This window comes from Micromonospora krabiensis, assembly GCF_900091425.1.
GTDB classification, from domain to species: domain Bacteria; phylum Actinomycetota; class Actinomycetes; order Mycobacteriales; family Micromonosporaceae; genus Micromonospora; species Micromonospora krabiensis.
In genome coordinates this window covers 1,529,147-1,554,508 of sequence record NZ_LT598496.1, presented here as the reverse complement: position 1 = coordinate 1,554,508, position 25,362 = coordinate 1,529,147, and the positions used below count along the sequence as shown (strand labels likewise).

Genomic DNA, 25,362 nt, shown 5'->3' with positions numbered 1-25,362 from the left:
CGGCCGGCCCGTCGTCAGCCGCGCAGCGGTTGCCGCGCGTTGCCGATCGCGTCGCGCCGTCCCCACCGCCCCGGGATGTCCAGCAGCTCGATCCGGCCGAACCGGGACGGCAGCGCCGGCGACACCACCAGCTCGTCGCCGATCGGCTCCAGGCCCATCAGCACCCGCAGCAGCAGGAACGGGGCGCCGGTGGCGACCGCCTGCGGGCTGTTGGCGGTCGGGTAGGAGACCGGGTAGCCGGTGCGGTCGCGGTCGTACCCGGCGATGGACTCGGGGAGCCCGCCCCCGAAGTAGTTCGCGGCATCGATGATGCCCTCGGCGATCATGCCGGCCTCCGCCAGGAACCCGTAGCGGCGCAACCCCCAGGCGATGAGGGAGTTGTCGAAGGGCCACACCGCCCCGACGTGGTAGCCGAGCGGGTTGTACCGGCCCTCGCCCTTCGCGAGGGTGCGTACGCCCCAGCCGGAGAAGAGCCGGGGGCTGAGCAGGTGACCGGCCACCCGCTCGGCGCGGGACTCGTCGACGATGCCGCTCCACAGCAGGTGCCCCATATTGGAGGAGAGCGCGTCGACCTGGCGACCGTCGGGCTCCAGGGCCAGCGCGAAGTACTCGCCGTCGGTCACCCAGAAGTCCCGGTTGAACCGCTCCTTGAGGGCCGCGGCCTCGCGTTCGAGACGGTCCGCGTACGCCGGGTCGTTCCAGAACACCCGGGCCAGGCGGGCGCCCCGCATCTTCGCGTCGTACGCGTAGCCCTGCAGCTCGCAGGTGGCGCGGGGCAGGCCGGGCAGCGTGCCGTCGCGGTAGGAGATGGCGTCCGGGGACTCCTTCCAGCCCTGGTTGACCAGGCCGGTGCGCTCGTTGCGGCTCTGGTACCAGACGTAGCCGTCGCCCATGATGTCGCCGTACTCGTCGATCCACGCCAAAGCGGCTCGGGCCGTGTCCTCCAACTGCATCACCAGCCCCGCGTCGCCGCTCCACCGTTCGTACTCGTCGAGCAGGATCACGTAGAGCGGAGTGGCGTCCGCGCTGCCGTAGTAGGGCGACTCGGGCCGCTCCTCGAACGCGGACAGTTCGCCGTAGCGGAACTGGCGCACGATCTTGCCGGGCTCCTCGTCCCGGAAGTCGTCGAGCACGGAGCCCTGGTTGAGGGCGAGCATGCGCAGCGTGGCGACCGCGAGTTCCGGTGCGACGGACAGGGACTGGAGGCTGCACAGGATGCTGTCCCGGCCGGAGATGGTCGCCGCCCAGGGCAGGCCCGCCGCCGGCATCGCCACGTCGGGCAGCCCCAGCGGCGTGAACCGCAGGCCGGCCAGGTTGAGCAGGCTGCGTCGGTACGTCCGGTTCAGCGCCTCCCAGTCACAGCTGAGCCGCGGTGCCCGCGCGACCCACCGGTCGAGGTCGCTCTGGAGCTGCTCCGCGCTGCGGACGCGGTGCGGAACCGTGTGGGCCCGGGTGTCCTCGCCGTCCGGCCGGAGCACCAGCCCGTCCACCCGCAGCAGCGTCGACCAGCGGCCGTGCGGCCCGACCCGTACGTCGTAGGTCAGCCCGTACTCGTCGAACCGCACCGGTTCGCTGCTGGTGATCGTCGTCTCCCGGCGGAACTTCTCCCGCTCGTAGCCGAGCCGCAGCCGTCCCTCCTCGACGTGCCGGTAGACCCGCCCGGACCTCTCCATCGGCTGGGCGATGATGGCGTACACCGGGGCGAAGTCGCTGTCGACGGCGAGCCGGACGCGAAAGTCGACCGCCTTGCGGTCGTGGTTGAGGACGGTCACCCGTTCCTCGAAGCCGGAGCCGGCGATGCACCGTTCCCGGATGACCGACACCTTGGCGTCCACGTAGTGGGTGGGGGAGCCGGGCACGAGGAAGAACCGCAGGCGGAAGTAGTTGGGTTCGGTGACCGCCAGGGCGTGCAACTGCTCACCGTTGAGGGTGAGCTGCCAGTGGGACAGGCAGCGGGTGTCGAACTGGAAGAATCCGCCGACCCGGTCGGTCAGGATGTCGCCGCTGCCGTCGCTCAGGACGAAGTTGTTGCCGTCCAGGATCCAGACGGTGTCCGCCATCATGCCCGGCCCCCGTGGGGAGCCAGGGACCGCGGATGCCGCGCTCCCGGGGGCGGGGGGAAGAGCCGTTCCAGCATGATCACGTAGCGGAACTGCCCCTCGCTGGTGATGTCGTTGCGCAACCACGCCGACAGGGGCTTCGCCTCGCCCCGCGCCATCCGCTCGAAGAACGCCCGGTTGGTGCAGATGACGGCGTCCGCCTCGCCGCGGTCCCGGGACACCCGGATGTCGCCGTTCTCGATCGTCACCAGCCAGTGGTCGGTCCCGCCCTCGTGCGCGAGGTCGAAGCGGATCGTGCCGCTGGTCCTCGGCAGCAGGCGCTGGTGTCCGTTGCGGCCGAGTTCGTCGAAGAACGTGGTCGTCGTGTCGGACATGGGCTCACCTCCTGCGGGTCAGTGGACGTCGTGCGACTGCAACCAGAGCTCCAGCAGGCCGAGCTGCCAGAGCTTGTTGCTGCCGGCGGCCGCCTCGGCCCGCTCCGGCTCGCCGAGCAGCCGGGCCACGTACTCGGGCCGGAACAGGGCGCGTTCGCGGGCCTCGGGCGCCCGCAGCGCCTCGGTGACCAGTGCGCGTACGGGACCGTCCACGTTGCGCAGGGCGGGCACCGGGAAGTAGCCCTTGGGCCGGTCGATCACCTCGGCCGGCAGCACCTCGCGCGCCACCTCCTTGAGCACGCCCTTGCCGCCCTGGGCGACCTTGTGCTCCGGCGGGCAGCGGGCGGCGAGGGCGACCAGGTCCTGGTCCAGGAACGGTGTGCGGACCTCCAGCCCCCAGGCCATGCTCATGCTGTCCACCCGCTTGACGGGGTCGTCGGGGAGCATCAGGTGGGTGTCCAGCCGCAGCACCGCGTCCAGGGCGGTCTCGGCGCCGGCCCCGGCGAGGTGGGCCTCCAGCAGGTCGCGGCTCGCGTCGTGGTCCAGCGCGTACGCCGCGTCGACGACCTGGTTCAGCTCGGCGTGGTCGCGGTCGAAGAAGGCCGCGCGGAACTCGGCGGCGGCGGCGTCGCGGGGCACCCGGGCCAGCGGTTGGTGGTAGCCGTATCCGGCGAAGACCTCGTCGGCGCCCTGCCCGGACTGGGCCACCTTGACGTGCTGGGCCACCTGCTCGGACAGCAGGTGGAAGGCGACCACGTCGTGGCTGCCCATCGGCTCGGTCATGGCCAGCACGGTGCGGCGTACGGCCGGCACGAGGTCGTCGTCGGCGAGCCGGATGCGGCGGTGGTCGGTGCCGTAGTGCCGGGCCACCAGGTCCGAGTAGTGGAACTCGTCGCCGGACTCCTCGCCCCGGCTGTCGAAGCCGATGCTGAAGGTGCGCAGGCGTTCCTGCCCGGCCTCGGCGAGCAGCGCCACGATGAGGCTGGAGTCCAGCCCGCCGGAGAGCAGGACGCCGACCGGGACGTCGGCGACCAGCCGGCGGCGTACGGCGGTGCGCAGCGCGTCCCCGACGGCGGCCTGCCAGTCGCGGGCGTCCCGGGCCGCGTCGGCCGGGTCCCGCACGTAGTCCGGCCGCCAGTACACCTGGTCGCGGCTGCGTCCGTCGGCCTCGATGACCCGCACGGTGGCCGGGGGCAGCTTGCGGACGCCGCGCAGGATGGTCCGTGGCGCCGGCACGATCGAGTGCCAGGACAGGTAGTGGTGCAGGGCGACGGGGTCGATGCCGGTGTCCAGGTCGCCGGCGCGCAGCAGGGCGGGGAGGCTGGAGGCGAACCGCAGCCGTTCGGGCGACTCGGCGAGGTAGAGCGGCTTGATGCCGAGGCGGTCGCGGGCCAGCACCAACCGCCGCCGGGCCTGGTCGACCAGCCCGATCGAGAACATGCCGACCAGGTGGTCCACGAACCGCTCACCCCACTGGGCGTACGCGACCAGGACGACCTCGGTGTCGCTGGTCGAGTGGAAGGTGTGGCCGGCGGCCCGCAGCTCCTCGCGCAGCTCGGGATAGTTGTAGACGCAGCCGTTGAAGACCAGTGCGAGCCCCAGGTCGGTGCGCACCATCGGCTGGGCGCCGGCGTCGGACAAATCGATGATGGTCAACCGGCGGTGCCCGAGCGTGATCCAGTCCGCGCTCCACAGCCCCTCCCCGTCGGGGCCCCGGGAGCGCAGCGCCTCGGTCATCCGGGTGACCGCCACGGCGTCCGGCCGTGACCCGTCGAACCGGGCCTCCCCGGTTATCCCGCACATCGGCGGCGCCCGTACGGCTCAGGGGTCGGCAGAGGCACGGCAGGACCCTCCTGTCACCCCGGCTGCTCGGCCGGGTGGCACCGGTCCCGTCGATCGGACGGGCGCCACGACTACCCGCCGCCGGGGCGACCAAACGCGGGGGTCAGCCGCGCAGGGTCCGCAGGATGCGGGCGAGTTCGTCCCGGTCGACCGGGTCGAGGTCGGCGAAGAACCGGTCGGCCTCGGCCTGCCGGGCGGCGCGGATGGCCGAGCCGGTGCGGGTGCCCTCGGCGGTGAGCGCGACCAGGGTGGCGCGCCGGTCGTTCGGGTCGGGCCGCCGTTCGACGAGCCCTCGGGCCTGGAGGTCGTCGACCACCTCGGTGGCGGAGCGGGGGGCGATGCGCAGGTGCTCGGCGAGCGCGCCGGGCCGCAGCACGCCGTGCCGGGTCAGGGCGGCGAGCGCGCGCGCCTGGCTGGGGGTGACGTCCCACGGCGCCAGGGCGTCGCGGGTGCGGTGCCGCACCCGGCGGGCCACGGCCCAGAACGCCTCGGCCAGGGTCTCGTCGTCGCCGTCCGGCTCGATCACGGGAATACGGTAGCAGCAGGTACGGTTGTTCCCTCATGATGAGGCAACCTCAGTAATTTCTCCGACGAAAGCGGGTTCCCCCTTGGATTCCACCCCCACCGGCCGCGACCGCGGCCCCCGTACCGTGAGCGCCGCGGAGAAGGCGCAGGCCCGGCAGGTCTCGCTGCGGCGCGTCGCCGGGCTGTTCACCCCCCACCGGGCGGCGCTCGCCGCCGTGACCGTGATCATCGTGGCCTCCTCGGTCATCGCCATGGCGTCGCCGTTCCTGCTGCGCCACGTGATCGACGAGGCCCTGCCGAGCCGGAATCTGACCCTGCTGGTCTGGCTGGTCGTCGGCATGGTCGCGGTGGCCGCGCTCACCGCCGTCCTCGGCGTGGTGCAGACCTGGATCTCCACCCGCGTCGGCCAGCAGGTGATGCACCGGCTGCGCACCGACGTCTTCAGCCACCTCCAGCGCCAGTCGCTGGGCTTCTTCACCCGGACCCGGACCGGAGAGGTCCAGTCCCGCATCACCAACGACATCGGCGGGATGCAGTCGGTGGTCACCTCCACCGCCACCGGCGTGGCCGCCAACCTGACCACCGTCGTCGCCACCGCCGCCGCCATGGTGGCGCTGTCGTGGCGGCTGTCGCTCGTCTCGCTCCTGGTCCTCCCACCGGCGATCTGGCTGACCCGCCGGGTCGCCCACCTGCGCCGCGAGATCACCGCCCGTCGCCAGCGCGAACTGGCCGACCTCAACGTCACCGTGGAGGAGGGCCTGTCGGTCAGCGGCGTGCAGCTGGCCAAGACGCTGGGCACCGCGCCGGCCCTGATCGCGCGGTTCACCGCCTCCTCCGCGCGCCTGGTCGACCTGGAGCTGCGCAGCGAGCTCGCCGGGCGTTGGCGGATGGCCTCGATGAGCATCGTCTTCGCCGCCATCCCGGCGGTCATCTACCTCAGCGCCGGGCTGCCCGGCGCCGCCGGCACGCTGAGCATCGGCACCCTGGTCGCCTTCACCGCGCTCCAGAACGGGCTGTTCCGCCCGCTGATGGGCCTGCTCAACGTCGGTGTCTCGCTGACCGCCTCGCTGGCGCTCTTCGCCCGCATCTTCGAATACCTGGACCTCCCGGTCGACGTGGCCGACCCGGCCGAGCCGGTCCGCCTGGACCCCCGCCGGGTCCGCGGTCACGTACGCCTGGAGGAGGTCACCTTCAGCTACCCCGGCAGCGACACCGCGGCGGTCGCCGGGGTGACCCTGGACGTGCCGGCCGGCACCGGCCTGGCCCTGGTCGGCGAGACCGGCTCCGGTAAGAGCACCCTGGCCGCCCTGGTCAGTCGGCTGCACGACCCGACCAGCGGGCGCGTCACCATCGACGGCGTCGACCTGCGGGACCTGCGCCTGGCCGACCTGTCCGCGATCGTCGGCGTGGTCAGCCAGGAGACCTACCTGCTGCACACGACGGTGCGGGAGAACCTGCGCTACGCGCGGCCGGACGCCACGGACGCGGAGATCGAGGCGGCTGCCCGGGCCGCCCGGATCCACGACCTGATCGCCGGCCTGCCCGAGGGCTACGACACGGTGGTGGGCTCGCGGGGACACCGCTTCTCCGGCGGGGAGAAGCAGCGGTTGGCGATCGCCCGTACGCTGCTGCGCGACCCACGCGTCCTGATCCTCGACGAGGCGACCAGCGCGCTGGACACCGAGACCGAGCGGGCTGTGCAGCGCGCCTTCGACGCGTTGGCCGAGGGGCGGACGACGATCACCATCGCCCACCGGCTCTCCACGGTCCGCGACGCCGACCAGATCGCCGTGCTCGACCACGGCCGGATCGTCGAGTGCGGCACCCATGAGAGCCTGCTCGACCGTGCCGGCCGCTACGCCGCGCTCGCCGCGTGACGGCCGGCACCGGTCGTCCCGGGCGCGACGACGGTGGCCGCGGGGGAGTCCCCACGGCCACCGTCGGTGCCACCGCTCACGGCTCGCTCGGGAGCCGCCCGCTCACTTGCCGCGCAGGTGAGCCAGCGCCCCGCTCCAGGAGACGACCTGGTCGAGCGTGGTGTGCAGCGCGTCGAGCTGGAAGTCGTTCGGCTTGAAGACGCTGAAGTTCTCGAAGTCGGTGAAGAGCGAGAGCGCCACCTGGGCCCGCACGTCGGCCATCTGCAGCTCGGCGGAGATCAGCCGCAGGTGCTCCACCGCCCGGGTACCACCGACCGAGCCGTAGCTGACGAAGCCGACGGCCTTGTTGTTCCACTCCCCGTACAGGTAGTCGATCGCGTTCTTCAGGGCCCCCGAGGTGGAGTGGTTGTACTCCGGGGTCACCATGACGAAGCCGTCGTACGAGCTGATCGTCTCGGACCAGCGCTTGGTGTGCGGCTGGCTGTACTGCCCGTACGACGGCGGCATCGGCTCGTCGAGGTGCGGCAGCTGGTAGTCGAGCAGGTCGACGAGCTCGAACTCGGCGTCCGTGCGCTGCTTGGCCACGTCGAGGACCCAGCGGGCGACGGCCTCACCGTTGCGTCCCGGACGAGTGCTGCCGAGGATGATCCCGATCCTGGTCATATCTGTCGTTTCCTCCAGAGAAGTCGTGCCTGGTCGTGCCTACGCTAGACCTAACTTGCTCGGTCAAGCAATTATTGCGGGTATGGCCGCCGCCACAGCCGGGAGCCTCGGTTGCTGGGTCAAGCAACTAGGATGGAGGCATGTCCAGTGCCGGCACCGAGCCCCTGCGACCCCTGAACGCCGAGGAGGAGGCGCTGGCGCGCGCCCTGCCGCAGGTGATGTCCGTGTTGCCTCGGATGATCGACGCCGACATGGTGGCGGACCAGCAGTTGCCGCTCACCGAGTACACCGCCCTGCGGGTCCTCTCCGAGACGCCGGGTCGGCGGATGCGGATGAGCGAACTGGCGGCCGCCTGTCAGCTCTCGCTCAGTGGTATGACCCGCACGGTCATCCGGCTGGAGACGCTGGGCCTGGTCGAGCGGGTCCGCAGCGAGGAGGACGCCCGCGGCTGGAACGCCGTGCTCACCGACGCCGGGTTCGCCCGCCTGGAGGAGTCCTGGCCGAGCCACCTGGCCGCCGTGCGGCGACGCTTCCTCGACCACTTCGAGGGCATGGACCTCGTCGCGCTGGCCCGCGCCTTCGAGCGGGTCGGGACGGTCCGGTGACGGCCGTCAGCCGATCACAACCGTCTCGAAATCGTCGCTAAACCGTCTCATTATCGGCTGACGCCGCGTCCAGGTGGCGGTAGACGGTGGCCCGGGAGACGCCCAGGGCCGCGGCGATGGCGTCGACCGAGTGGGTGCCGGCGGCATGCATCCGACGGGCAGCCTCCACCTGCTCGCGCCCCATCGCCCGGGGCCGCCCCGGCCCGCGCCGCGCCGCGGTCGCCCGGCCGTCCCCGGCGGCCGGGCCGGGCGCGGTCAACAGCCGGCGCACGCCGTCGAGCATGTCCTCGCGCAGCACCTCGTCGGGCACGTCGCCGAAGAACACGACAGGGTCGCTGCACATGGCGACCGCCTGTACCGCCCGGACCCGCTCCCGGCGCCCGGCGTCCGGCCCGGCGATGGCCTCGTTGGCCCGCATCGCGATGTGCATCAGCCGGTGGTACGTGTCGCCGCGAGTGATCAGGGCGATGTCGTGGAAGAGCATGCCCAGCGGGCGGCGGTGGGCCAGCATGGTGTCCACCCAGCCCTCCAGCAGCGTCCACCGGGCCTGCCGCCACGGCTTCCCGTCGGCCGCGTCCAACAGGGCCTCCAGATCGGACAGCAGCGGCTCCACCAGCGCCGCGAGCAGGTGCTCCTTGGCCGGGAAGTGGTAGAGGATCGCCGCCTTCGTCAGCCGCAGCCGCTCAGCGATCTGCCGCAGCGAGGTGCGCTGGTAGCCGTGCTCGGCGAACAGGTCGAGGGCGGCGCGGAGGATGCGGGTGCGGGTGTCGTCGGCGGGCTCGACCGTCATGTCGCCAGCCTAACCGCCGTCCTGACCGGTGGCCGGAATCACCGTTGAGTGCCCTGACCGTCGGTCAGTACAGTGGGATGGTCGGTGCGTCACATCGCAGGAGGGGCCATGCCCGTCATCTCGGTGCACAACCTGGTCAAGGCGTTCGGCGCCATCCGTGCCCTCGACGGGCTCGACCTGCGGGTGGAGGCGGGCGAGGTGCACGGCTTCCTCGGCCCCAACGGCGCCGGCAAGTCCACCACCATCCGCGTCCTGCTCGGCCTGCTGCGGCGCGACTCCGGTGAGGCGCGGGTGCTCGACGCCGACCCGTGGCGCGACGCCGTGCGCCTGCACCGCCGTCTGGCGTACGTACCCGGCGACGTCAGCCTCTGGCCCAACCTCTCCGGTGGAGAGGCGATCGACCTGCTCGGCCACCTGCGCGGCGGCCTCGACCGGCGCCGCCGCGACGAGCTGCTGGAGCGGTTCGACCTCGACCCGACCCGCAGGTGCCGCACCTACTCCAAGGGCAACCGGCAGAAGGTCGCCATCGTCGCCGCGTTCGCCTCCGACGTCGAGCTGTACGTGCTCGACGAACCCACCTCCGGCCTCGACCCCCTCATGGAGGCCGTCTTCCAGGACGAGGTCCGGCGGATCACCCGCGACGGCGCCACCGTGCTGCTCTCCAGCCACGTGCTCGCCGAGGTCGAGGCCCTCTGCGACCGGGTCAGCATCATCCGCGAGGGCCGCACCGTCGAGTCCGGCAGCCTCACCGAGCTTCGCCACCTCACCCGCACGGCCGTGACCGTCGAGACCACCCGACCCGTCACCGGCCTCGACACCCTCCCCGGCATCCACGGTGTACGCGAGGTCGACGGGCGCACCCACCTGGAGGTCGAGCCCGCCCACCTCGACGCCCTGCTCGGTCACCTCCTCCCGTTCGGCGTACGCGCCCTCACCAGCACGCCACCCACCCTGGAGGAGCTGTTCCTGCGCCACTACGGCGACGAGACCGCCACCACCGACACCCCGCGCGCCGCCGAGCCCCGCCGGGCCGGTGTCCGATGAACGCGCTCACCAACACCGGCCGCCTCGCCCGGCTCGTGCTGCGGCGCGACCGTGCCCGCCTCGCCTTCTGGGTGCTCGGCACACCCCTGCTCGGCTACGCCCTGGCCGGCAGCGTCGCCGGCGTCTACCCCGACGAGACCGCCCGGCACGGCTACGCCACCACGTCGGCGTCCAGCCTGGTCGCCCGTGCCTTCAACGGCCCCATCGCCGGCACCGACCTCGGCAACGTGGTGGTCGCCGAGACGTACGTGACGCTGGTCCTGATCGTCGCGCTGCTGAGCACCTTCGCCGTCGTCCGGCACACCCGGCAGAACGAGGAGACCGGCCGGGCGGAACTCGTCGGTGCCTCCATGGTCGGCCGGTACGCGCCGCTGACCGCCGCGCTGCTCGTGGTCGTCACCACCAACGTGCTCGCCGCCGCGCTGCTCGCGCTCGCCTTCACCGGCGGGGGACTGCCGCTCGCCGGCTCCGTCGCGGCGGCCGCCGCCATCGGAGGCGTCGGCATCGCCTTCACCGGCGTCGCCGCCGTCACCGCCCAGTTGTCGGTCACCTCCCGAGGCGCCAACGCGCTCGCCGCCGCGTCCGTCGGGCTCGCCTTCGCGCTCCGCGCCGCCGGCGACGTGCTCGGCGACACCGGCGCCGACGGCACCCGCGTCGACAGCGCCTGGCCGTCCTGGCTCTCCCCGCTCGGCTGGGGCACCCAGATCCACGCGTACGCCGGCGAACGGTGGTGGGTCCTCGCCCTGCCCGTCGCACTGCTGCTCGCCGCCGTCGCCCTCGCGTACGCCCTCGCGGAGCGCCGCGACCTCGGCGCCGGCCTGGTCGCGCCCCGCCGCGGCCCCGCCACCGCCGCCGCCGCGCTGCTCAGCCCCGCCGGCCTGGCCTGGCGGCTGCAACGCGGCACGCTGCTCGGCTGGGCCGTCGGCATCGCCGTCCTCGGCCTCTCCATGGGCGTCGCCGCCGACGAGTTCAACGCGATGATCGAGGAGAACCCCGCGGCCGCCGAGGCGATCAGCGCCATGGGAGGCGGAGCCGACCTCGTCGACGCGTACCTCGCCGCGATGCTCGCGCTGTTCGCGCTGACCATCGGGGCGTACGTCGTGCAGGCCCTGCTCCGGGTCCGCGGCGACGAGGCCGACGGGGTGCTGGAGGCCGTCCTCGCCACCGGGGTCAGTCGGGGACGGTGGCTGGGCACCCAGGTCCTCGCCGCGGTCCTCGGCGCCGTCGCGCTGCTGCTGCTCGCCGGCGTCACCACCGGCCTCGGCCACGGCCTGGTCGCCGGCGACCCGCTCGGCCGCGCGGTCGACCTCGGCGGTGCCGCCCTGCTGCGCCTGCCCGCCCTGCTCGTGGTGGCCGGCGTCGTCACGGCGCTGTTCGGCCTGCTGCCCCGCTGGTCGGTCGTGCTGTCCTGGACGGCGCTGCTGCTCTTCCTGCTGCTCGGGCAACTCGGCGCGGTGCTGGAGCTGCCGCAGGCCGCCCTCGACGTCTCGCCCTACACCCACGTCCCGTCCGCGCCGGCCGTCGACCCGACAGCGACGCCGCTGGTGGTGCTCAGCGCGGTGGCCGCGGCGCTGCTCGCCACCGGCGTCGCCGCCTTCCGCAACCGCGACGTCCCCCGCTGAGGCGTCGTCGCGCGCGACTGCCGCAACTTCAGGGAAGTAGAGTCCTCGTCACCGTGTCGAGGCCCCTACTTCCGTGAGGTTGCGTGCCCGTCAGCGGTCGTTGCCCGCGCGCAGCCAGGCGATGTAGTCGGCGGCGGCGCGTTCGGTGTCGTACGCGGGGACGAAGCCGGTGTCCTCGTGCAGACGGGTGATGTCGAGCCAGGACGCCGGGGTGGCGGATCCGCGCGAGGGCAGGGTCAGGTCGGCGGACGGGACCGCGGTCTTGATGGCGGCGATGACGTCGGCGTTCGAGGTGGCCCGGCCGGAGGCCACGTTGTAGGTGCGGTGGTGAAGCTCGTCGGCCAAGTGCAGCAGGGCGATCGCGCGCCCGGTGTCCTTCACGTAGCACAGATCGAGGGAGTCCTCGGCGTACGGTGTCCCGGCCTGCGCCGACAGGTCGAGTTCGGTGCCGCGGGCGGCGGCGTGGACGAGGGCGGGCGCCGGGAAGAACGGGTCCTCATGACCGCCGGGACCCCACGTGCCGGAGATCCGGTAGTTGACGACGTCGAGCCCGGCGGCCCCGGCCAGCCAGTCGTCGAGCAGTTCACCGATCTTCTTGAAGGTGGGGATGACGTGGGAGGCGCGCATCGCCAGCGGCAGGTCCTCCCGCAGGGCGCCGTTTCCGGGCGCGCCGTGGTAGACGCCGATGGTGCTCGCGACACCCACTCGCCGTACGTCCCACTCCTGGGCGACCTGGAAGATGTTGAGCAGGCCGCCGAGTGCTCGGCGGGCGGCGGGGATCGGGTCGTCGGCGCCGATCGGCCAGGGCATGGAGCCGGCCAGGTGGACGATCCCTGTGATCTTGTGGCGGGTGCCGAGGTCGAGCAGCGCCGGCAGGTCGGCGACGTCGCCCCGCTCGATCGAGACCCGGGTGTCGGCGAGGACGGGCGGCAGCCCGGTGGCGCGGCGCTGCACGAGCACGCACTCCTCGCCCTGGTCGAGCAGCGCCCGCACGGTGTGCGACCCGATGAAACCCGTACCTCCGGTGACCAGGACGGCCATGACGCGTCTCCCTCCGAGACAAACGGAACCTTGTTCCACAACTATACGGAACAAGGTTCCGGATCATCAACCGGAGCGAGCCTCGCGGACCACGGTTGACGAGACCGCGGCCAGTCCGGGCTGCGCGGGCAGGAACACCGTGGGGACGCCCAGCGACTGGTTCATCGCGGCGAGCCGGTGCTCCAGCTGGAGATCGGTGGTGTTGCGCACGCCCCGGATGATCACGTCCACGCCGTGGCGACGGCAGTAGGTGGCGGTCAACCCGCGCCAGGCGGCGACGGTGACAGAGGTCCACTCCACCGGCAGCACGGCCCGCACGGCGGCCGCTCGCTGCTCCTCGTCGGTGTCCGGATGCTTGCTGCTGTTGACCGCGACGAGCACGACCACGTCGTCGAAGAGGTGACGTGCCCGGTTCAGGACATCCAGATGCCCTTCGGTGAAGGGGTCGAAGCTGCCGGGGTAGACGGCCCGTACGCCGCTGTCGCTCATGGCCCGACTGTAGGTACCGACCGTGGGAGGCTGCCAACGGCGGACGCAACTCCTCCGCGGCGGGCTCGTTGGTGCGACAAGGGGGCGGACGGAGGCGGACGATGGCGGCACGACGCGGTGCCGAGCTGCTGCGCCCGCCCACGAGTTCGGGCCGCGCCACGTTCCTGGAACTCTTCTTCGATCTGGCCTTCGTCGTGGCCCTGACCCGGCTCTCGCAACGATTCGCCGACCTGCGCGATGACACGGGCTGGGTGCTCGTCGAAGGGTTCGGTCGCACCCTGCTGCTCTTCCTGGGACTGTGGCTGATCTGGTCGCACACCACCTGGATCACCAGTCGCTACGAACCCGAGCGGGCGGTCATCCAGGCCGTCGTGGTCGGCACGATGTTCGCCGGCCTGATCATGGCGGTGACCCTGCCACGCGCCATGGAGGAGCGGGCGCTGCCGTTCGCGGTCGCGTACCTGACGGTGATAGTGGTGCGGCCGCTGGTGATCGCCGTCGCGCTGCGCGGCCATCCGCGACGACTGGTGCCGCTCCGGCTCGCCACCTGGGCCGCCGCGACCGCGCCGCTCTGGCTGGCGGGTGCGTGGGGCCCGGAACGACTGCGCCTGCCGCTGTGGGCCGCCGCCCTCGCCGTCGACTACGTCGCCTGGGCCCTGGGCTGGCCGGTGCCACGGCTCGGGGCCTCGGCGGTGAACCGCTGGCGCATCGCGGGAACCCACCTCGCCGACCGTTACCAGCAGATGTTCCTCATCGCACTCGGTGAATCGGTTCTGGTCATCGGTGTGATCTTCAGCGGCACCGACTACTCCACGGAGCGGGCGGCTGCCTTCACGGTCTCGTTCGTCACCAGCGCGCTGCTCTGGCGGATCTACTTCTACCGCGCCGGTCTGCTGCTGACCGAGGCGTTGGGTCGGGCAGGTATGCCCGGCCGGCTGGGCACGGCGTTGGAGCGAACCCATCTGCTGATCGTGTTCAGCGTGATCGTCACGTCGGTCGGCTACGAACTGGTGATCGACGATCCGTTCGGGCCGCCGCGACCCACGTGGTTGCTGTTCGTGGTCGGTGGTCCGGTGCTCTTCCTGCTCGCCCGGGTGCGGCTGGAGCACGAGATCTTCGGCCGGGTCTCCCGATCCCGGATGATCGGAATCGTGGCCCTCCTGCTGCTCACCCCGGCGTTGGCCCGCGGGGCGCCGATGGTCGGGCTGAGCGTGGTGGCCGGTGTGCTGGCCCTGGTCGCGGTCCTCGACGCGCTGCGGAGCCGGGCACGGCCGTCGGAGGTTCCCTCGCCGCCGATCGGGCGGGCCACGTCCGGCGATCGCGACCCCGAGGCGTGATCCCGCGCGGCAAAGGGCCTGGCGCGGCTCAGGGCGGGACGCTACGCTCTGCCGCGATGAATCCTCCTCTCAGATTGGGGGTCCGGTTCGTGCAAGGTGAGTGCTGATGCGCTCCCCGGCCGCGAACGCGGATTCTCGCCTCTCCCTCTGGCGGCAGGTACGCGAGTACGCCGTGCCGCCCTCCATGATCGAAGCCGCGACCGCTCGTCGTCACGTCGGTGACTGGGCCGCTGCGTGCGCCGCCGCCCGCGTCGACGCCGACCTCGACCTACGCGCCGTCACCCGCCACCACGGCCGTGAACTGGCCGCCCGGCTGCGGGATGATCTCCGGCACCTCGCGCCGGACCTACTGCGCTGGCACCTGCCGAGGATCGCCCCGGATGGGCTGCTGCGACCGGGCCTGACCATTGCACTGGCCTCGTACGGCCCGGCGGAGCACGACGGCGGCGAGCCGGTGCACCTGGTGGTCCGGACGCCACCAGCCTGGGCGGACGCGGGCCAACGGATCAGCCTGACACTGTGGACCAGGTCCCGTGACGCGGGCGACCGCCCCCATCCACCCCCGCATCCCGACCGTCGGTACCGCCTCGACCTGCACCGTCACCTGTGGGACGCACGACGATCCGACGAGTTGCGGAGCCGGTCGGGCGCCCGACGATCGCCCGTCGACACCGTCACCGCGACGTGCCCGGGCCCCCCGTGGGACACGCTGCGGGAAGGCGGCTACGCGGTGCACCGGTGGGCGGCCGAAGCGGCGCTGCTGCTCCGCGCCGAGGGCCGAGCAAGCGGCGCCGTGGCGGTGCGCCTCGGCCCTCGACGTCGTCTGCTCCTGGACGTCGCCGCGGCGGGACCGGACCAGCGGTCGCCCACCGCCCGGATCGCCGGAGCCTCGCGGGCCGGTCCGGTCGCCGGGCTACCGGTGCTGCCCGACGCGGCGACCTGGACGGCACCGGACCTGGAACTGCTGCGGCATGGGCTGATCGAGGTCCACCAACTCCACCCGCTGGTGGCCGCCGCGCTCGCGCCCGGTCACCAGGCGGCAGGCACTCCACCGTCCCCGGAGCCGGCAGCGGCCCCACGTCTCGTGGACTGCCGGGGAGCCCGGCACCGCATCGGCCTGGTCGACGGGGTGCTCACACCCCTCGACCACGACCCGGCGGAGATCCGCCGGGAGGAGCTGCTGGCCGCGCTGACCGGCACCCCGCTGCCCTGCCTGCGGGCGATCGACGAGGCGCACCGCCGGCCGGAGTGCCTTCCCGACATCCGGGCCCGCCTGGACCACGGTGACACCGCGGGCGCGCTGGCCACCGTCGAGGCCCTGCTCGGACCCGACGCACTCCTCCGCGACGGAAACCTGCGCGAGGAACTGGAGAACGCCGCCCTGCGCCGGATCACGTACGGGCTGTTCCGAGTCGGGCTGATCGGGCACTCACCCGCGCCGACCACCCGTGACCTGCGGTTCAAGCGTGACCGCCGCTCCCACCCCCGTCACGCGATCGCCCGCTGACCAGCGGGACCCGTCTTCTTCGCCCGGCCGCCGCGCCGGCCCGACACGACCCAAGGTGATCTCTGATGCTCGCTGCCCGTACCTCGATCGACACCAACCCGGCGTCGCAGCTCGACGTTGCCGCCGACCTGGTCGCGCTCCTGTCCGACACCGCCACCGAACCCCGCGCCAACCCGCAACTGGAGGCCCTGACCCTGGCCGTGGCCGCCGACCTGCCGGTCCTGCTGTGGGGCGAGCCCGGCATCGGCAAGACGGCCGCGCTGACGCAGCTCGCCGCGTCGCTGAACCTGCCGCTCACGACCGTGATCGCCAGCGTCCACGAGCCGTCCGACTTCGCGGGGCTGCCGATCGTCGGCGACGACCCGGCCCTCCATGGCGTGCCGATGGCGCCGCCGGACTGGGCCGTGCGGCTGGTTCGCGCCGGTCGCGGACTGCTGTTCCTGGACGAACTGTCCACCGCCCCGCCGGCCGTGCAGGCCGCGCTGCTGCGTCTCGTGCTGGAACGGCGCATCGGCAGCCTGCGCCTGCCGGCCGAGGTCCGGATCGTGGCCGCCGCCAACCCACGATCCTCGGCGGCCGACGGTTGGGAGCTGAGCCCGCCGCTGGCCAACCGCTTCGTCCACCTGCAGTGGACCCACGACCACGAGGTCGTCGTACGCGGTCTGAGCGGGACCTGGCCTCGGGCGGCACTGCCCCGGCTCGACCCGCAACGGCTGCCGGAGGCCGTCACCTTCGCCCGCCGCGCCGTGTGCGGCCTGCTGTCGGCCCGCCCGGCGCTCGTGCACCGGCTGCCCAACCACGAGGCCGGCCGTGGTGGTCCGTGGCCGTCGCCGCGCAGCTGGGAGATGACCCTGCGCCTGATCGCCTTCGCCACCGCGGCCGACACCTCCCGGGAGGTCCTGTCGATGCTGGTCAGAGGCACCGTGGGGGACGGATCGGGACTGGAGCTGCTGGCCAGCCTCGACCGGATGGACCTTCCCGACCCCGAGGTGCTGCTCGCCGACCCGGCCGCCGCCGTCCTGCCCGAACGCGGCGACCTACGCCAGACTGTCCTGGACGGCGTGGTGGAGGCCGTACGCCAACGCCCGGATCGCCACCGTTGGGACGCGGCCTGGGCCCTGCTGGTCCGGGCACTCGAGACGGGCGCCCCGGACCTGGTGGTCGTCCCCGCGTCCGCCCTCGCCCGGCTGCGCCAGGAGGACTGGGACGTGCCGGCGTCGATCGAGCGGCTGGCCGGCGCGGTGTCCCTGTCCCGACGGGCCGACCAGACGGCGACCCGGATCGCGGCGGCCGCGGGGAGCGGCCGATGAGCACCGACCACGCCGGGAACCTGGACCGGGACAAACTCTTCACCGCCCGACTGCACGCCGCCCGCGCCCGGCCCTACCTGGCGACAGCGCTGTTCGCCCTGCACGTCGTCGAGTCACGGCGGGTGCCCACGATGGGGGTGGACCCGCACTGGCGGTGCTACGTCTCGCCGGCGTTCGTGGACCGCACACCCGTGGAGGAGCTCGCCGGAGTCTGGGTGCACGAGGTCTCGCACCTGCTCCGCGACCACCACGGGCGCGGTGACCGGGTCGCGCGGGAACGCGGGCTGACCGGTCCGGGGGAGCGGCTGCGGATGAACATCGCGGCGGACTGCGAAATCAACGACGACATCTTCGGCGACGGGCTGGTCCGCCCCGACGGGGCCGTCGATCCCGGCTCCCTGCTGCTGCCCGAGGGGCAGCTGATGGAGGACTACCTGCGGCAGTTCCGGCTCGGCCCGCGTACCCAACATTTGGCCTGGCTGGACTGCGGCAGCGGCGCCGACGGGCTGGCGCGGGAGTGGGACCTCGGACCGGACGGCGCGCACGCCCTCAGCCCGCGGGAACGGGACGCGGTGCGGTTCCGGGTGGCCGAGGGCATCACCGGGCGACCGGGAGACGTGCCCCAGGGCTGGCGCCGGTGGGCGGAGCGGGCTTTCCACCCACCGCAGCCGTGGCGGGAACTCCTGGGTGCGGCGGTCCGCTCGGCGGTCTCCGCGCCCGGCGTGGGCGAGGACTACACCTACGGCCGGCCTTCGCGACGGTCCGCCGGGCTACCCGGAGTCGTCCTGCCGGCGCTGCGCCGCCGGCCCCCGCGGGTCTGCGTCGTCATCGACACCTCCGGCTCGGTCAGTGACGCCGAACTGGGCAGCGCCCTGCTCGAGGTCACCGCGATCTCCCGGGCCGTGGGCGGCCGCCGCGACCTGGTCACCGTGCTGCCCTGCGACGCGGCGGCCCAGGCCGTCGGCCCGCTGTGCCGGGCCGAGGACATCGCGCTGATCGGCGGTGGCGGTACGGACCTGCGCGCGGGTTTCGTCCGCGCACTCCGGCAGAGCCCACGCCCGGACGTCATCGTGGCGCTGACCGACGGGCAGACGCCCTGGCCGGCCGCGCGACCGTCCGCTCGGACCGTCGTCGGGCTGTTCCACCGAGCCGCCCGGTGGAGCGAGAACGATGCCGACTACCGGCCGCACTCGCCACCCGAGTGGGCGCGGGTGGTCACCATCGGATCCGTTGCCACCGCGCGCTGAGCCCAGCCCGTGTGCCGGCTCCTGCGGCCGTCCCGCTCGGTCACCGCCGTGAGCAGGTAGAACCACGCGGCCTCGACCGGTTTGAACAGCGGCGACCAGTGTCGGGGGGCGGCGCGGCTGGCCGGCAGCGATCACAATCGGGCCGTGCGGCGTCGGATGTGGAAGTGGGGGCTGCTCGCCGTCGTGGCGGCGCTCGCGGCGGGCGGCTCCGCCTGGGTCTGGTGGCGGTACAACTTCGAGAAGGTCAACTGGACCTGGGGAGTGGTCGCCGGGTTCATCGGGCTGTACCTGCTGCTGGACCAGGTCTTCCGTCCCCAGCCGGCGGATCTCGCGGCGGCCGGGGCGCAACGCCGGGCGGCCGCCGACGAACTGGCCGAACTGATCCGCCGCGACCCCACGGACGAGGCGCTGCTGCGCACGGTCGACGAGCCGTACCCCCTGCCGGTGCGGTGGCACACCGCACCGGACCGGTTCCTGCCCTCGTGGCGGGCGATCGGCCGGTCCAGCGACGCGACCCCGATCGACCTGTCCGGGCGGGACGGCGCACTGTGGAGCCGCTACCGGTCGGTGCCCTCGGGACGACTGCTGCTGCTGGGGCCGCCCGGCTCCGGTAAGTCGGTCATCGCGCTGCGGATGGCCCGGGGTTTGCCGGTGCACCGGGAGCCGGACGAACCGATCCCGGTGCTCCTGCCCGCCGACTCCTGGGACCCGGACCGGGATACCTTCCCGGACTGGTTGGTCGACCGGATCGGCCGCCGCTACCCGCGCCTCGCCGCCGCGCATCCCCGCCGCGACGCCGTCCTGCGTGACCTCGTCGAGACCGACCTGGTCATACCCGTCCTCGACGGGCTGGACGAGGTGCCCGAGGAGCGGCTCGTCGCCTGCATCGAGGAGCTCAACGCGTTACCGACGCAGCGGTTCGTCCTCACCTGCCGCACCTCCGTCTATGAGCGCTACCTGACGCAGGGGGAGAAGCTGCGCGGCACCGCCGTGGTCCTGCTGGCGCCCCCGGCCCCCGCCGAGGTCGCCGACTACCTGGTCGACGCGGCCCCCTACCACCAGGTCGACAACTGGGCCGCGGTGGCCGGCACCCTCGGCGTCGAACCGCAGCTGACCGGGGCGCTCTCCACCCCGCTGATGGTGACGCTGGCCCGCAGCGCCTTCGACCAGCCGGGCACCGACCCACGCGACCTTCTGCCGCTCGCCCGACAGCGGGGCCGCCGCACCGTCGAGGACGACCTGCTCACCCGCGCGGTGGACGCGGCCCTGCGGTCCCGCCGGGGCGGGCAGGGACTGCGCCGGTGGGATCCGGGCAGGGCCCGCGGATACCTGGGCGCCCTGGCCGCGCACCTGGAGTCGCTCGACGTCCGCGAGTTCCGCTGGTGGCAACTGCCGGCCGCGCTGCCCGGACCCTTCTGGGCGGTCGTCGCGGGTCTCCGGACCGCCCTGGCGGTGTGGCTGGCGTCGACGCTCTCCCGCGACGCGCTCAGCGCGACCGCCGCCCTGGTCGCCGACCCGGCCACCCGGAACCTCCTCGACGTGCTCGCCGACGGGACGGGTGGCCTGACGGTCGCGGCCTTCGTCGCGGGCGCCACCATCGCGCTCGCCCGCGGCGGTGGGACGGCCCAACCGCGCCGGATCGCGTACGTCGGGGGAGGCCGAGCCCTCCGCGTGGGACTCGTCAACGGACTGGTCGGCGGGATGCTCCTGGCCTTCCTGACGTACGCGCTGCTGTCCGGGGTCGCGCCGACCGCGCAGCTGGTCCGGCTGCTGGACGCCGTGCCGGGGCTGCCGCCCTGGTCCGACCCGGCCCGCGCGGCGGTGCTCGCGGGCGTGCTGTGGTGGGCGTACCGGATCGTCCGCGTCGGACTCCGCGTCGACGTCTCGGCGCCCGCCGACCTCGGGGCCACCAGTGTGGCCGAGACGGTCGAGGCGGACCGCGCGGCCACCGTCGCCTTCGCGCTGTCGAGCGGCGCGATCGCCGTGCTGCGGGTGCTCGTCGTCGCGGCGCTGCTGCGCCTGGCCGGCTTGCTCACCGCGGTACCGCCCCTAGCGGCGTTGCTCTACGCGGGCACCGGCCTCGGTCTGGGGTGGTGGCTGCTGCGCGACGGCGGCGGTGCGTGGCTTCGCTTCGCGGTGGCCCGGGCCACGCTCGCCGTCCGTGGACGCACCCCGCACCGGCTGCTCGCCTTCCTGGCGTACGCCGAGGCGGTGGGCCTGCTGCGTCAGGGCGCCGGCGGCTACCGGTTCCGGCACGCCCGGTTGCAGAGCCGCCTCGCCAGTGGGTCGGCGGCCGGGCGGCGGGGCAGCCGACTGCGTGAGGAGTTCGGCGTCGAACTGGCGCGAGCCGGCTACTGGACCGAGGCGTTCGGGGTGTTCGCCGACATCACGCGGTTCCGGTCGGCGAGCATCGGACACGCCGACGACCTGACCGTGGCGGCGTTGCGGAAGGCGCTGCTCGCGGGCGCCGCGGCCGGGGAGTGGACCCGGGCGGCGGAGTTGCTGACGCTGGTGCCGCCGCCAGCGCCGCCGACACCGGGGCCGGCGGCCGCTGCCGCCGACGGCGACCGGGCCGGTGAGCAGCGGCGCCGGGTCGCCCGTCTGATCGCCGACGACGCGCCGCTCGCGGACCTGCTCGCCGCGGTGCGCGACCTGCGCCGGGCCGAGCCGGGGGCCGGCACCGACGGGTTGCTGGCCGTCCTGCACCTCGCGGGCGGCGACTCCGACGCCGCGCTGGCACTGCTCCGACGGCGCGGCGTGGCGGACGCCTCCGCCGAGCCGGCCGACCGGCTGCCGCCGGTCGCGGCGGGGCTGCTCGCGCGGCTGCTCACCGACCGGGGCGACCCGACGTCCGCCCTGCGGGTGTGTCATGAGGAGCTGTTGCTGGCCGACTACCTGCCGGACGACGACGACCTGCTCACCGCCGCCGAGATTTGGCGGTGGTCGGTCGAGGTGATGCGCCGGGTCACGGACGAGCGGGCCGTGCTGCTGCACCGGATCCGCGTGGCCCTGGCCGACCGGCGACGGCACCGCCGCGGGGTCCAGTTCGGTCGACGTGAGATAGCCGAGATGGGCCTACAGGCCTGCCACGCGTTGATCAGCCACCAGACGCTGGGCCCGCTTGCCGTGGCCCTGTCCCGGCGGCTCGCCGTCGTCCTCGCCGACCCGCGGATCGTCGTGCGGACGGTCAGTCGGAGCGCCCCGATGTGGCACGGCGGCTGAACGGGCGAACGTGGGCGATGGTCAGCGGTCGCCGGTGGGCTGGGGTGGCACGCTCGGCTGGGCTTCGGCGGTGGTGGGCTGGGCTTCGGCGGTGGGCGGCGATAGGGGGCCGGGGTGCGGGCGGCGGCGGTGCGCGAGCAGCTCGTCGATCCACCGCGCGGCGGCCCGCTGCCGGTCGAGCATGTGCCGTCGCGCCTCCGCCAGCTCCGCGTCGCGGTCGGCGTCGTCGCCGGTGCGTTGCGCGTTCAGGATGGCCGCCCAGCGTCCGCTCAGCTTCTCCGCGTGCGTCGCCTGCCGCAGGTGCTCGTCGAGTTCGCAGTCGAGGGCGACCAGCCGGTCCACGTGCGGCTGGAGCGCCCGCCGGATCCGGTCGTCCAGGCGTACGGCGACGTCCGGCTCGCAGGTGACCTGGACGTCACCGCGTCGGTAGGACCACGGCGGCTGCGCGGCGAGGACCCGTTGCAGGTGCGTCTCCAACTCGGCGGCCCGCTGCGGGGCGAGGTCCCGGGCGACGTCGGTGGCGAGGCGGGTCAGCCGCTGGATCGCGTGCGGCATGAAGTAGCCGGCGTACCAGCTCAGCACCTCGGCGCGCAGGCTCGTCGCCGACGACCAGGTGAACGTGGCGCGCAGGTGGAAGCTGTAGACGTAGCCCCTGGCGGGCACGGTGATCAGGCGAGGCGCGTCGCGCTGCTCCACCAGCGGACCGGGCGGGGGCGGGGTGGGGTCCGGTCGCGCGGGTGGCTCGTCCTGGAGGGAGTCGGCGAGCCGCTCCCAGTGGTGTCGCAGCCACCGACCCACCCGGACGCTCCGGTCCCGGGTGGAGGTCAGGCGGCGCATCCCTCGCTGACGCCAGCGGCCGGTGGCTGTCGGCTCCGCGTCGGGGCCGTCCGTCATGCGTCCCTCCCTGGCCACCACTCCGCGATCCCACGCTAACAACGGGTAGCCGATCCTCTCGCCGCCACGCCGACGTGACACCGCCGCGTCGCCTGAGGATCGTCGGGCGGCCGTCTGCCGGTCAGCTGCGGACGACATCCTGCCCGGGTGCTGAGTCTGCCCACCGTCCACGGCTACCGGCTGCTCGGCGGCGCGGGCGCCACGCTCCTCGCCGGTGCCGGCCTGGCCGCGGGCGCGCTGCCGGTGGGCGCCGAGGCGTCGTGGTGGAGCGCCCTGCGGCATCTCGCGGGTCCGGCGCTGCTCTGCGGGTACGCCGGCCTGACCCTGCTCGCCGTCGCCTGGTGGTGGGCGGGCCGGGACCTGCGCCGGGCGCGCCGGGTCGCGGCCGGGCCCGGGGCGGGACGGCTCGACCGGCGGTCCGCGGCGCTCACCCTGGCGTGCTGGGCGGGGCCGCTGCTGCTCTGCCCGCCGCTGTTCAGCCGGGACGCGTACAGCTATCTCGCGCAGGGCGCGATGGTGCTCGCCGACATCGACGTCTACCGGCACGGGGTGGCGGCGCTGGGTGGTCGGCTCGCCGCCGAGGTGCCACAGATGTGGCAGCAGACGCCCGCGCCGTACGGGCCGGTGTTCCTCGCCATCACCGCCGTGGTGTCCGCGCTGACCGGCGGCAAGCTGGTGCTCGGCGTGCTCGGGCTGCGCCTGGTGGCGCTGGCCGGGGTGGCGCTGCTCGTCGTCCACCTGCCCCGGCTGGCCCGGCACTGCGGGGTCGACCCCGCCGCCGCGCTGTGGCTCGGAGTGCTCAACCCGCTCGTGCCGCTGCACCTGATCGCCGGCGCGCACAACGAGGCGGTGATGCTAGGGCTCCTGGTGGCCGGGCTCAGCAACGCCGTCGACCGCCGGTTCGGGGCCGCCACCGTGCTCGTCACCCTGGCCGCGCTGGTGAAGGCGCCGGCCGCGATCGGGCTCCTCGTGGTGGTGTCGCTCGCCGCCCGCCACACCGGGCGACGGGCCGCGCTGGCCCGCACCGCCGGCTTCGCGGCGGCTACGACCGCCGCGGTCACCTGGGCCACCGGCATCGGGTACGGCTGGATCGCCGCCCTCGGCACCCCGGTCTACCGGCACAGCTGGTCGGTGTCCAGCGCCCTCGGGCGCGGGGCGAGCAGGCTGGCCGCCGCGCTCGGGCTGGATCTGGGTGACGGCCCGATGCGGCTGTGCCTCGCCCTCGGGCTCGTCGCCGCGCTGGCCGCCGCCGGTACGGCGTGGTGGCGGCGGAGGAGGCTCGGTCCCGCGTACGCGGTGGGGCTCGCCCTGGCGGCGGTGGCGCTGCTCGGCCCGGCGACCCGGCCCTGGTACGCGCTCTGGGGACTGGTCCTCATCGCGGCGGCCGCGCCGGACGTCTGGCCGAACCGGACGGCGGCGGGCCGGACGGCGCCGAGCACCTGGGTGCGCCCGGCGGCGGCGTGCGGCGCGGTGGTGCTGGCGTTCGTGGCCCTGCCCAGCGGCTTCGGGCCCGACGGGGCGCAGGCGCTGCTCGCGACCGCCGGTGTCGTGGTCGGTCTGGTCGCGGTCGGCTGGCTGCGGCTGCTCACCGGCGCGGCCCGGCCCACGCCGGTGACGGTGAGCCCGTGAGCACGGCGCGGCCCGGCGCGGTCGGGCCGGGGCGTGACACGGTGCGCCGGGCGCTGCTGGTGACCGGACTGGCGACGCTGCTCGGGGTGCTCATCGCGGTGCTGCCCGGCCATCGGGGCTGGTTCGACGTCGGGGTGTACCACGGCGCGGTCGGCCACTGGGCACGCGGCGGCGACCTCTACGCGTGGGTGACGGGGAACGGGTACGGCTTCACCTACCCGCCGTTCGCCGCCGTCAGCATGCTGCCGATGGCGGCGCTGGCCTGGTATCCCACGATCGTGGCGCACCTGGTGCTCACCGCGGCGGCGACGGTGTTCCTGCTGGTGCTGCTGGTCGACCCGCTGGCGCGGGCGGCGGGGTGGAGCCGGTGGTACGCGTTCGCCCTGGCCGCCCTGCTGCTGGCCGGGCTGAACCCGGTACGGGACACGATCAGTTTCGGTCAGGTCAACCTGCTGCTGGTGGCCCTCGTCTACCTGGACCTGTGGCTGCTGGAACACGGCAAGCGGGCGGCGGGGATCGGCATCGGACTGGCCGCAGCCATCAAGCTCACCCCGGCGATCTTCATCGGCTACCTGCTCGTCACCCGGCGCTGGCGCGCGGCGGCCACCGCCACCGGCACCTCGGTCGCGGCCACCGCGTTCGCCGCCGTCGTCGCCCCGGGCGCCTCACGCACCTTCTTCACGGAGGCGCTCTGGGACACCGAGCGGATCGGCAAGCTCGCGTACGTGTCGAACCAGTCGCTGCTCGGCTTGGTCGCCCGGCTCGACCGGGATCACCCGGACCGTAGGCTGTGGCTGGCGCTGGTCGCCGTCACGCTGGCGGTGTGGGTCGTGCGTTCCCGCCGGGCCGTCGGGGCCGGCAACGAGCGCGCCGGCTTCGCGCTGACCGGGATCACCGCGTGCCTGGTCAGCCCGATCACCTGGGTCCACCACCTGGTGTGGCTGGCGCCGGCGCTGGTCGTGGCCGCCGCCTCGACACTGCCGTGGCCGCCGGCCGACCGTGCCGCCCGTCGCCGGCTGCGCGCGGGCCTCGCCGGGTATGTGGTGCTGTCCAGCGGTCTGGTCTGGGTCTTCGCCAATGATCCGGGGACCGTGGCCGGCTTCGTCGGCGGCAACAGCTACGTCTTCGTGTCGGTCGGGCTGCTCGCGTTCCTCCCGCTCGGCCGTTCACCGGACATTGTGGAGCAGTTGGGGCGGAAGCCCTGTCCGGATCACCGTTCGCGGGACAGAATGATCCCGGTCCGACAGTGACTCGGATCAATGTCCCGGTACGGTCTGGAGGCCG

Annotated in this window: 20 protein-coding genes; 11 read left to right on the top strand and 9 right to left on the bottom strand. The window is 73.7% G+C overall.

Annotation, left to right across the window (positions count from 1 at the left end; genetic code table 11):
* Positions 1 to 14: 14 nt before the first annotated feature.
* The 4 genes from GA0070620_RS06890 to GA0070620_RS06875 all read right to left on the bottom strand — a co-directional run bounded on the left by GA0070620_RS06890 (position 15) and on the right by GA0070620_RS06875 (position 4,802).
* Entirely contained in the window at positions 15 to 2,063 is a 2,049-nt protein-coding gene (locus GA0070620_RS06890; protein WP_091589080.1) for an amylo-alpha-1,6-glucosidase, read from the bottom strand.
* Positions 2,060 to 2,434 carry an SCP2 sterol-binding domain-containing protein gene (locus GA0070620_RS06885; RefSeq protein WP_091589079.1) on the bottom strand — a complete coding sequence of 125 codons (375 nt, stop codon included), beginning with the start codon at positions 2,432 to 2,434 and terminating at the stop codon, positions 2,060 to 2,062. The genes GA0070620_RS06890 and GA0070620_RS06885 overlap by 4 nt, the downstream gene beginning before the upstream one ends.
* A gap of 18 nt (positions 2,435 to 2,452) precedes the next feature.
* Positions 2,453 to 4,237: an N-acetylglutaminylglutamine amidotransferase gene (locus GA0070620_RS06880; RefSeq protein WP_091589078.1), complete on the bottom strand. Its 1,785-nt coding sequence runs from the start codon at positions 4,235 to 4,237 to the stop codon at positions 2,453 to 2,455.
* Positions 4,238 to 4,379: 142 nt separating this feature from the next.
* Positions 4,380 to 4,802: a MarR family winged helix-turn-helix transcriptional regulator gene (locus GA0070620_RS06875; protein ID WP_231922266.1), complete on the bottom strand. Its 423-nt coding sequence runs from the start codon at positions 4,800 to 4,802 to the stop codon at positions 4,380 to 4,382.
* An 82-nt stretch (positions 4,803 to 4,884) separates the two neighbouring features.
* On the opposite strand from GA0070620_RS06875, the gene GA0070620_RS06870 reads away from it, so the two are divergent.
* Entirely contained in the window at positions 4,885 to 6,678 is a 1,794-nt protein-coding gene (locus tag GA0070620_RS06870) for an ABC transporter ATP-binding protein (RefSeq protein ID WP_091589077.1), read from the top strand.
* A 102-nt stretch (positions 6,679 to 6,780) separates the two neighbouring features.
* Here the strand turns inward: GA0070620_RS06870 and GA0070620_RS06865 are convergent, their stop codons facing one another.
* Positions 6,781 to 7,341, bottom strand: coding sequence for an NADPH-dependent FMN reductase (locus tag GA0070620_RS06865; protein ID WP_091589076.1), 561 nt, complete (start codon positions 7,339 to 7,341; stop codon positions 6,781 to 6,783).
* A 140-nt stretch (positions 7,342 to 7,481) separates the two neighbouring features.
* Here GA0070620_RS06865 and GA0070620_RS06860 point away from each other — a divergent pair, with 140 nt between their 5' ends.
* Positions 7,482 to 7,946, top strand: coding sequence for a MarR family winged helix-turn-helix transcriptional regulator (locus tag GA0070620_RS06860; RefSeq protein WP_091589075.1), 465 nt, complete (start codon positions 7,482 to 7,484; stop codon positions 7,944 to 7,946).
* Between the two features lie 37 nt (positions 7,947 to 7,983).
* Here the strand turns inward: GA0070620_RS06860 and GA0070620_RS06855 are convergent, their stop codons facing one another.
* Complete coding sequence (locus GA0070620_RS06855) at positions 7,984 to 8,736, bottom strand: TetR family transcriptional regulator (protein WP_091589074.1); 753 nt, start codon at positions 8,734 to 8,736, stop codon at positions 7,984 to 7,986.
* 108 nt (positions 8,737 to 8,844) lie between these two features.
* Between GA0070620_RS06855 and GA0070620_RS06850 the strand changes: the two genes are divergently transcribed.
* Together GA0070620_RS06850 and GA0070620_RS06845 are read left to right on the top strand one after the other, a co-directional pair.
* Positions 8,845 to 9,780: an ABC transporter ATP-binding protein gene (locus GA0070620_RS06850; protein ID WP_091589073.1), complete on the top strand. Its 936-nt coding sequence runs from the start codon at positions 8,845 to 8,847 to the stop codon at positions 9,778 to 9,780.
* Positions 9,777 to 11,402, top strand: a complete 1,626-nt coding sequence (locus tag GA0070620_RS06845; protein WP_091589072.1) for an ABC transporter permease — start codon at positions 9,777 to 9,779, stop codon at positions 11,400 to 11,402. The genes GA0070620_RS06850 and GA0070620_RS06845 overlap by 4 nt, the downstream gene beginning before the upstream one ends.
* Positions 11,403 to 11,492: 90 nt before the next feature.
* On the opposite strand, the gene GA0070620_RS06840 is transcribed toward GA0070620_RS06845, so the two are convergent.
* Complete coding sequence (locus GA0070620_RS06840; RefSeq protein ID WP_091589071.1) at positions 11,493 to 12,443, bottom strand: NAD-dependent epimerase/dehydratase family protein; 951 nt, start codon at positions 12,441 to 12,443, stop codon at positions 11,493 to 11,495.
* A gap of 66 nt (positions 12,444 to 12,509) precedes the next feature.
* The gene (coaD, locus tag GA0070620_RS06835; RefSeq protein WP_091589070.1) at positions 12,510 to 12,932 is read right to left on the bottom strand and encodes a pantetheine-phosphate adenylyltransferase; all 423 of its coding nucleotides are present in this window, start codon (positions 12,930 to 12,932) and stop codon (positions 12,510 to 12,512) included.
* 101 nt (positions 12,933 to 13,033) lie between these two features.
* Here coaD and GA0070620_RS06830 point away from each other — a divergent pair, with 101 nt between their 5' ends.
* From GA0070620_RS06830 to GA0070620_RS06810, 5 genes are all read left to right on the top strand, one after another.
* Entirely contained in the window at positions 13,034 to 14,269 is a 1,236-nt protein-coding gene (locus GA0070620_RS06830) for a low temperature requirement protein A (RefSeq protein WP_091589069.1), read from the top strand.
* A 106-nt stretch (positions 14,270 to 14,375) separates the two neighbouring features.
* Positions 14,376 to 15,776: a hypothetical protein gene (locus GA0070620_RS06825; RefSeq protein ID WP_091598216.1), complete on the top strand. Its 1,401-nt coding sequence runs from the start codon at positions 14,376 to 14,378 to the stop codon at positions 15,774 to 15,776.
* Between the two features lie 65 nt (positions 15,777 to 15,841).
* Positions 15,842 to 17,086 carry an AAA family ATPase gene (locus tag GA0070620_RS06820; RefSeq protein ID WP_091589068.1) on the top strand — a complete coding sequence of 415 codons (1,245 nt, stop codon included), beginning with the start codon at positions 15,842 to 15,844 and terminating at the stop codon, positions 17,084 to 17,086.
* A complete protein-coding gene (locus GA0070620_RS06815; RefSeq protein WP_091589067.1) occupies positions 17,083 to 18,333 on the top strand; it encodes a vWA domain-containing protein in 1,251 nt (416 codons plus the stop codon). Before GA0070620_RS06820 ends, GA0070620_RS06815 begins: the two co-directional genes overlap by 4 nt.
* 144 nt (positions 18,334 to 18,477) lie before the next feature.
* Complete coding sequence (locus GA0070620_RS06810) at positions 18,478 to 21,555, top strand: NACHT domain-containing protein (RefSeq protein WP_157741553.1); 3,078 nt, start codon at positions 18,478 to 18,480, stop codon at positions 21,553 to 21,555.
* 21 nt (positions 21,556 to 21,576) lie between these two features.
* Here the strand turns inward: GA0070620_RS06810 and GA0070620_RS06805 are convergent, their stop codons facing one another.
* Positions 21,577 to 22,449: a hypothetical protein gene (locus tag GA0070620_RS06805; protein ID WP_091589065.1), complete on the bottom strand. Its 873-nt coding sequence runs from the start codon at positions 22,447 to 22,449 to the stop codon at positions 21,577 to 21,579.
* Positions 22,450 to 22,596: 147 nt separating this feature from the next.
* Between GA0070620_RS06805 and mptB the strand changes: the two genes are divergently transcribed.
* Positions 22,597 to 24,078, top strand: a complete 1,482-nt coding sequence (gene mptB, locus GA0070620_RS06800; RefSeq protein ID WP_091589064.1) for a polyprenol phosphomannose-dependent alpha 1,6 mannosyltransferase MptB — start codon at positions 22,597 to 22,599, stop codon at positions 24,076 to 24,078.
* Positions 24,075 to 25,328: a glycosyltransferase 87 family protein gene (locus GA0070620_RS06795; protein WP_197677562.1), complete on the top strand. Its 1,254-nt coding sequence runs from the start codon at positions 24,075 to 24,077 to the stop codon at positions 25,326 to 25,328. The genes mptB and GA0070620_RS06795 overlap by 4 nt, the downstream gene beginning before the upstream one ends.
* Positions 25,329 to 25,362 lie beyond the last annotated feature (34 nt).

Excerpts from the sequence above, each read along its gene's own strand:
- GA0070620_RS06890 (WP_091589080.1), bottom strand. The coding sequence starts at position 2,063 with ATGATGGCGGACACCGTCTGGATCCTGGACGGCAACAACTTCGTCCTG.
- GA0070620_RS06885 (WP_091589079.1), bottom strand. The coding sequence starts at position 2,434 with ATGTCCGACACGACGACCACGTTCTTCGACGAACTCGGCCGCAACGGA.
- GA0070620_RS06880 (WP_091589078.1), bottom strand. The coding sequence starts at position 4,237 with ATGTGCGGGATAACCGGGGAGGCCCGGTTCGACGGGTCACGGCCGGAC.
- GA0070620_RS06865 (WP_091589076.1), bottom strand. The coding sequence starts at position 7,341 with ATGACCAGGATCGGGATCATCCTCGGCAGCACTCGTCCGGGACGCAAC.
- GA0070620_RS06860 (WP_091589075.1), top strand. The coding sequence starts at position 7,482 with ATGTCCAGTGCCGGCACCGAGCCCCTGCGACCCCTGAACGCCGAGGAG.
- GA0070620_RS06855 (WP_091589074.1), bottom strand. The coding sequence starts at position 8,736 with ATGACGGTCGAGCCCGCCGACGACACCCGCACCCGCATCCTCCGCGCC.
- GA0070620_RS06850 (WP_091589073.1), top strand. The coding sequence starts at position 8,845 with ATGCCCGTCATCTCGGTGCACAACCTGGTCAAGGCGTTCGGCGCCATC.
- GA0070620_RS06845 (WP_091589072.1), top strand. The coding sequence starts at position 9,777 with ATGAACGCGCTCACCAACACCGGCCGCCTCGCCCGGCTCGTGCTGCGG.
- GA0070620_RS06840 (WP_091589071.1), bottom strand. The coding sequence starts at position 12,443 with ATGGCCGTCCTGGTCACCGGAGGTACGGGTTTCATCGGGTCGCACACC.
- coaD (WP_091589070.1), bottom strand. The coding sequence starts at position 12,932 with ATGAGCGACAGCGGCGTACGGGCCGTCTACCCCGGCAGCTTCGACCCC.
- GA0070620_RS06830 (WP_091589069.1), top strand. The coding sequence starts at position 13,034 with ATGGCGGCACGACGCGGTGCCGAGCTGCTGCGCCCGCCCACGAGTTCG.
- GA0070620_RS06825 (WP_091598216.1), top strand. The coding sequence starts at position 14,376 with ATGCGCTCCCCGGCCGCGAACGCGGATTCTCGCCTCTCCCTCTGGCGG.
- GA0070620_RS06820 (WP_091589068.1), top strand. The coding sequence starts at position 15,842 with ATGCTCGCTGCCCGTACCTCGATCGACACCAACCCGGCGTCGCAGCTC.
- GA0070620_RS06815 (WP_091589067.1), top strand. The coding sequence starts at position 17,083 with ATGAGCACCGACCACGCCGGGAACCTGGACCGGGACAAACTCTTCACC.
- GA0070620_RS06805 (WP_091589065.1), bottom strand. The coding sequence starts at position 22,449 with ATGACGGACGGCCCCGACGCGGAGCCGACAGCCACCGGCCGCTGGCGT.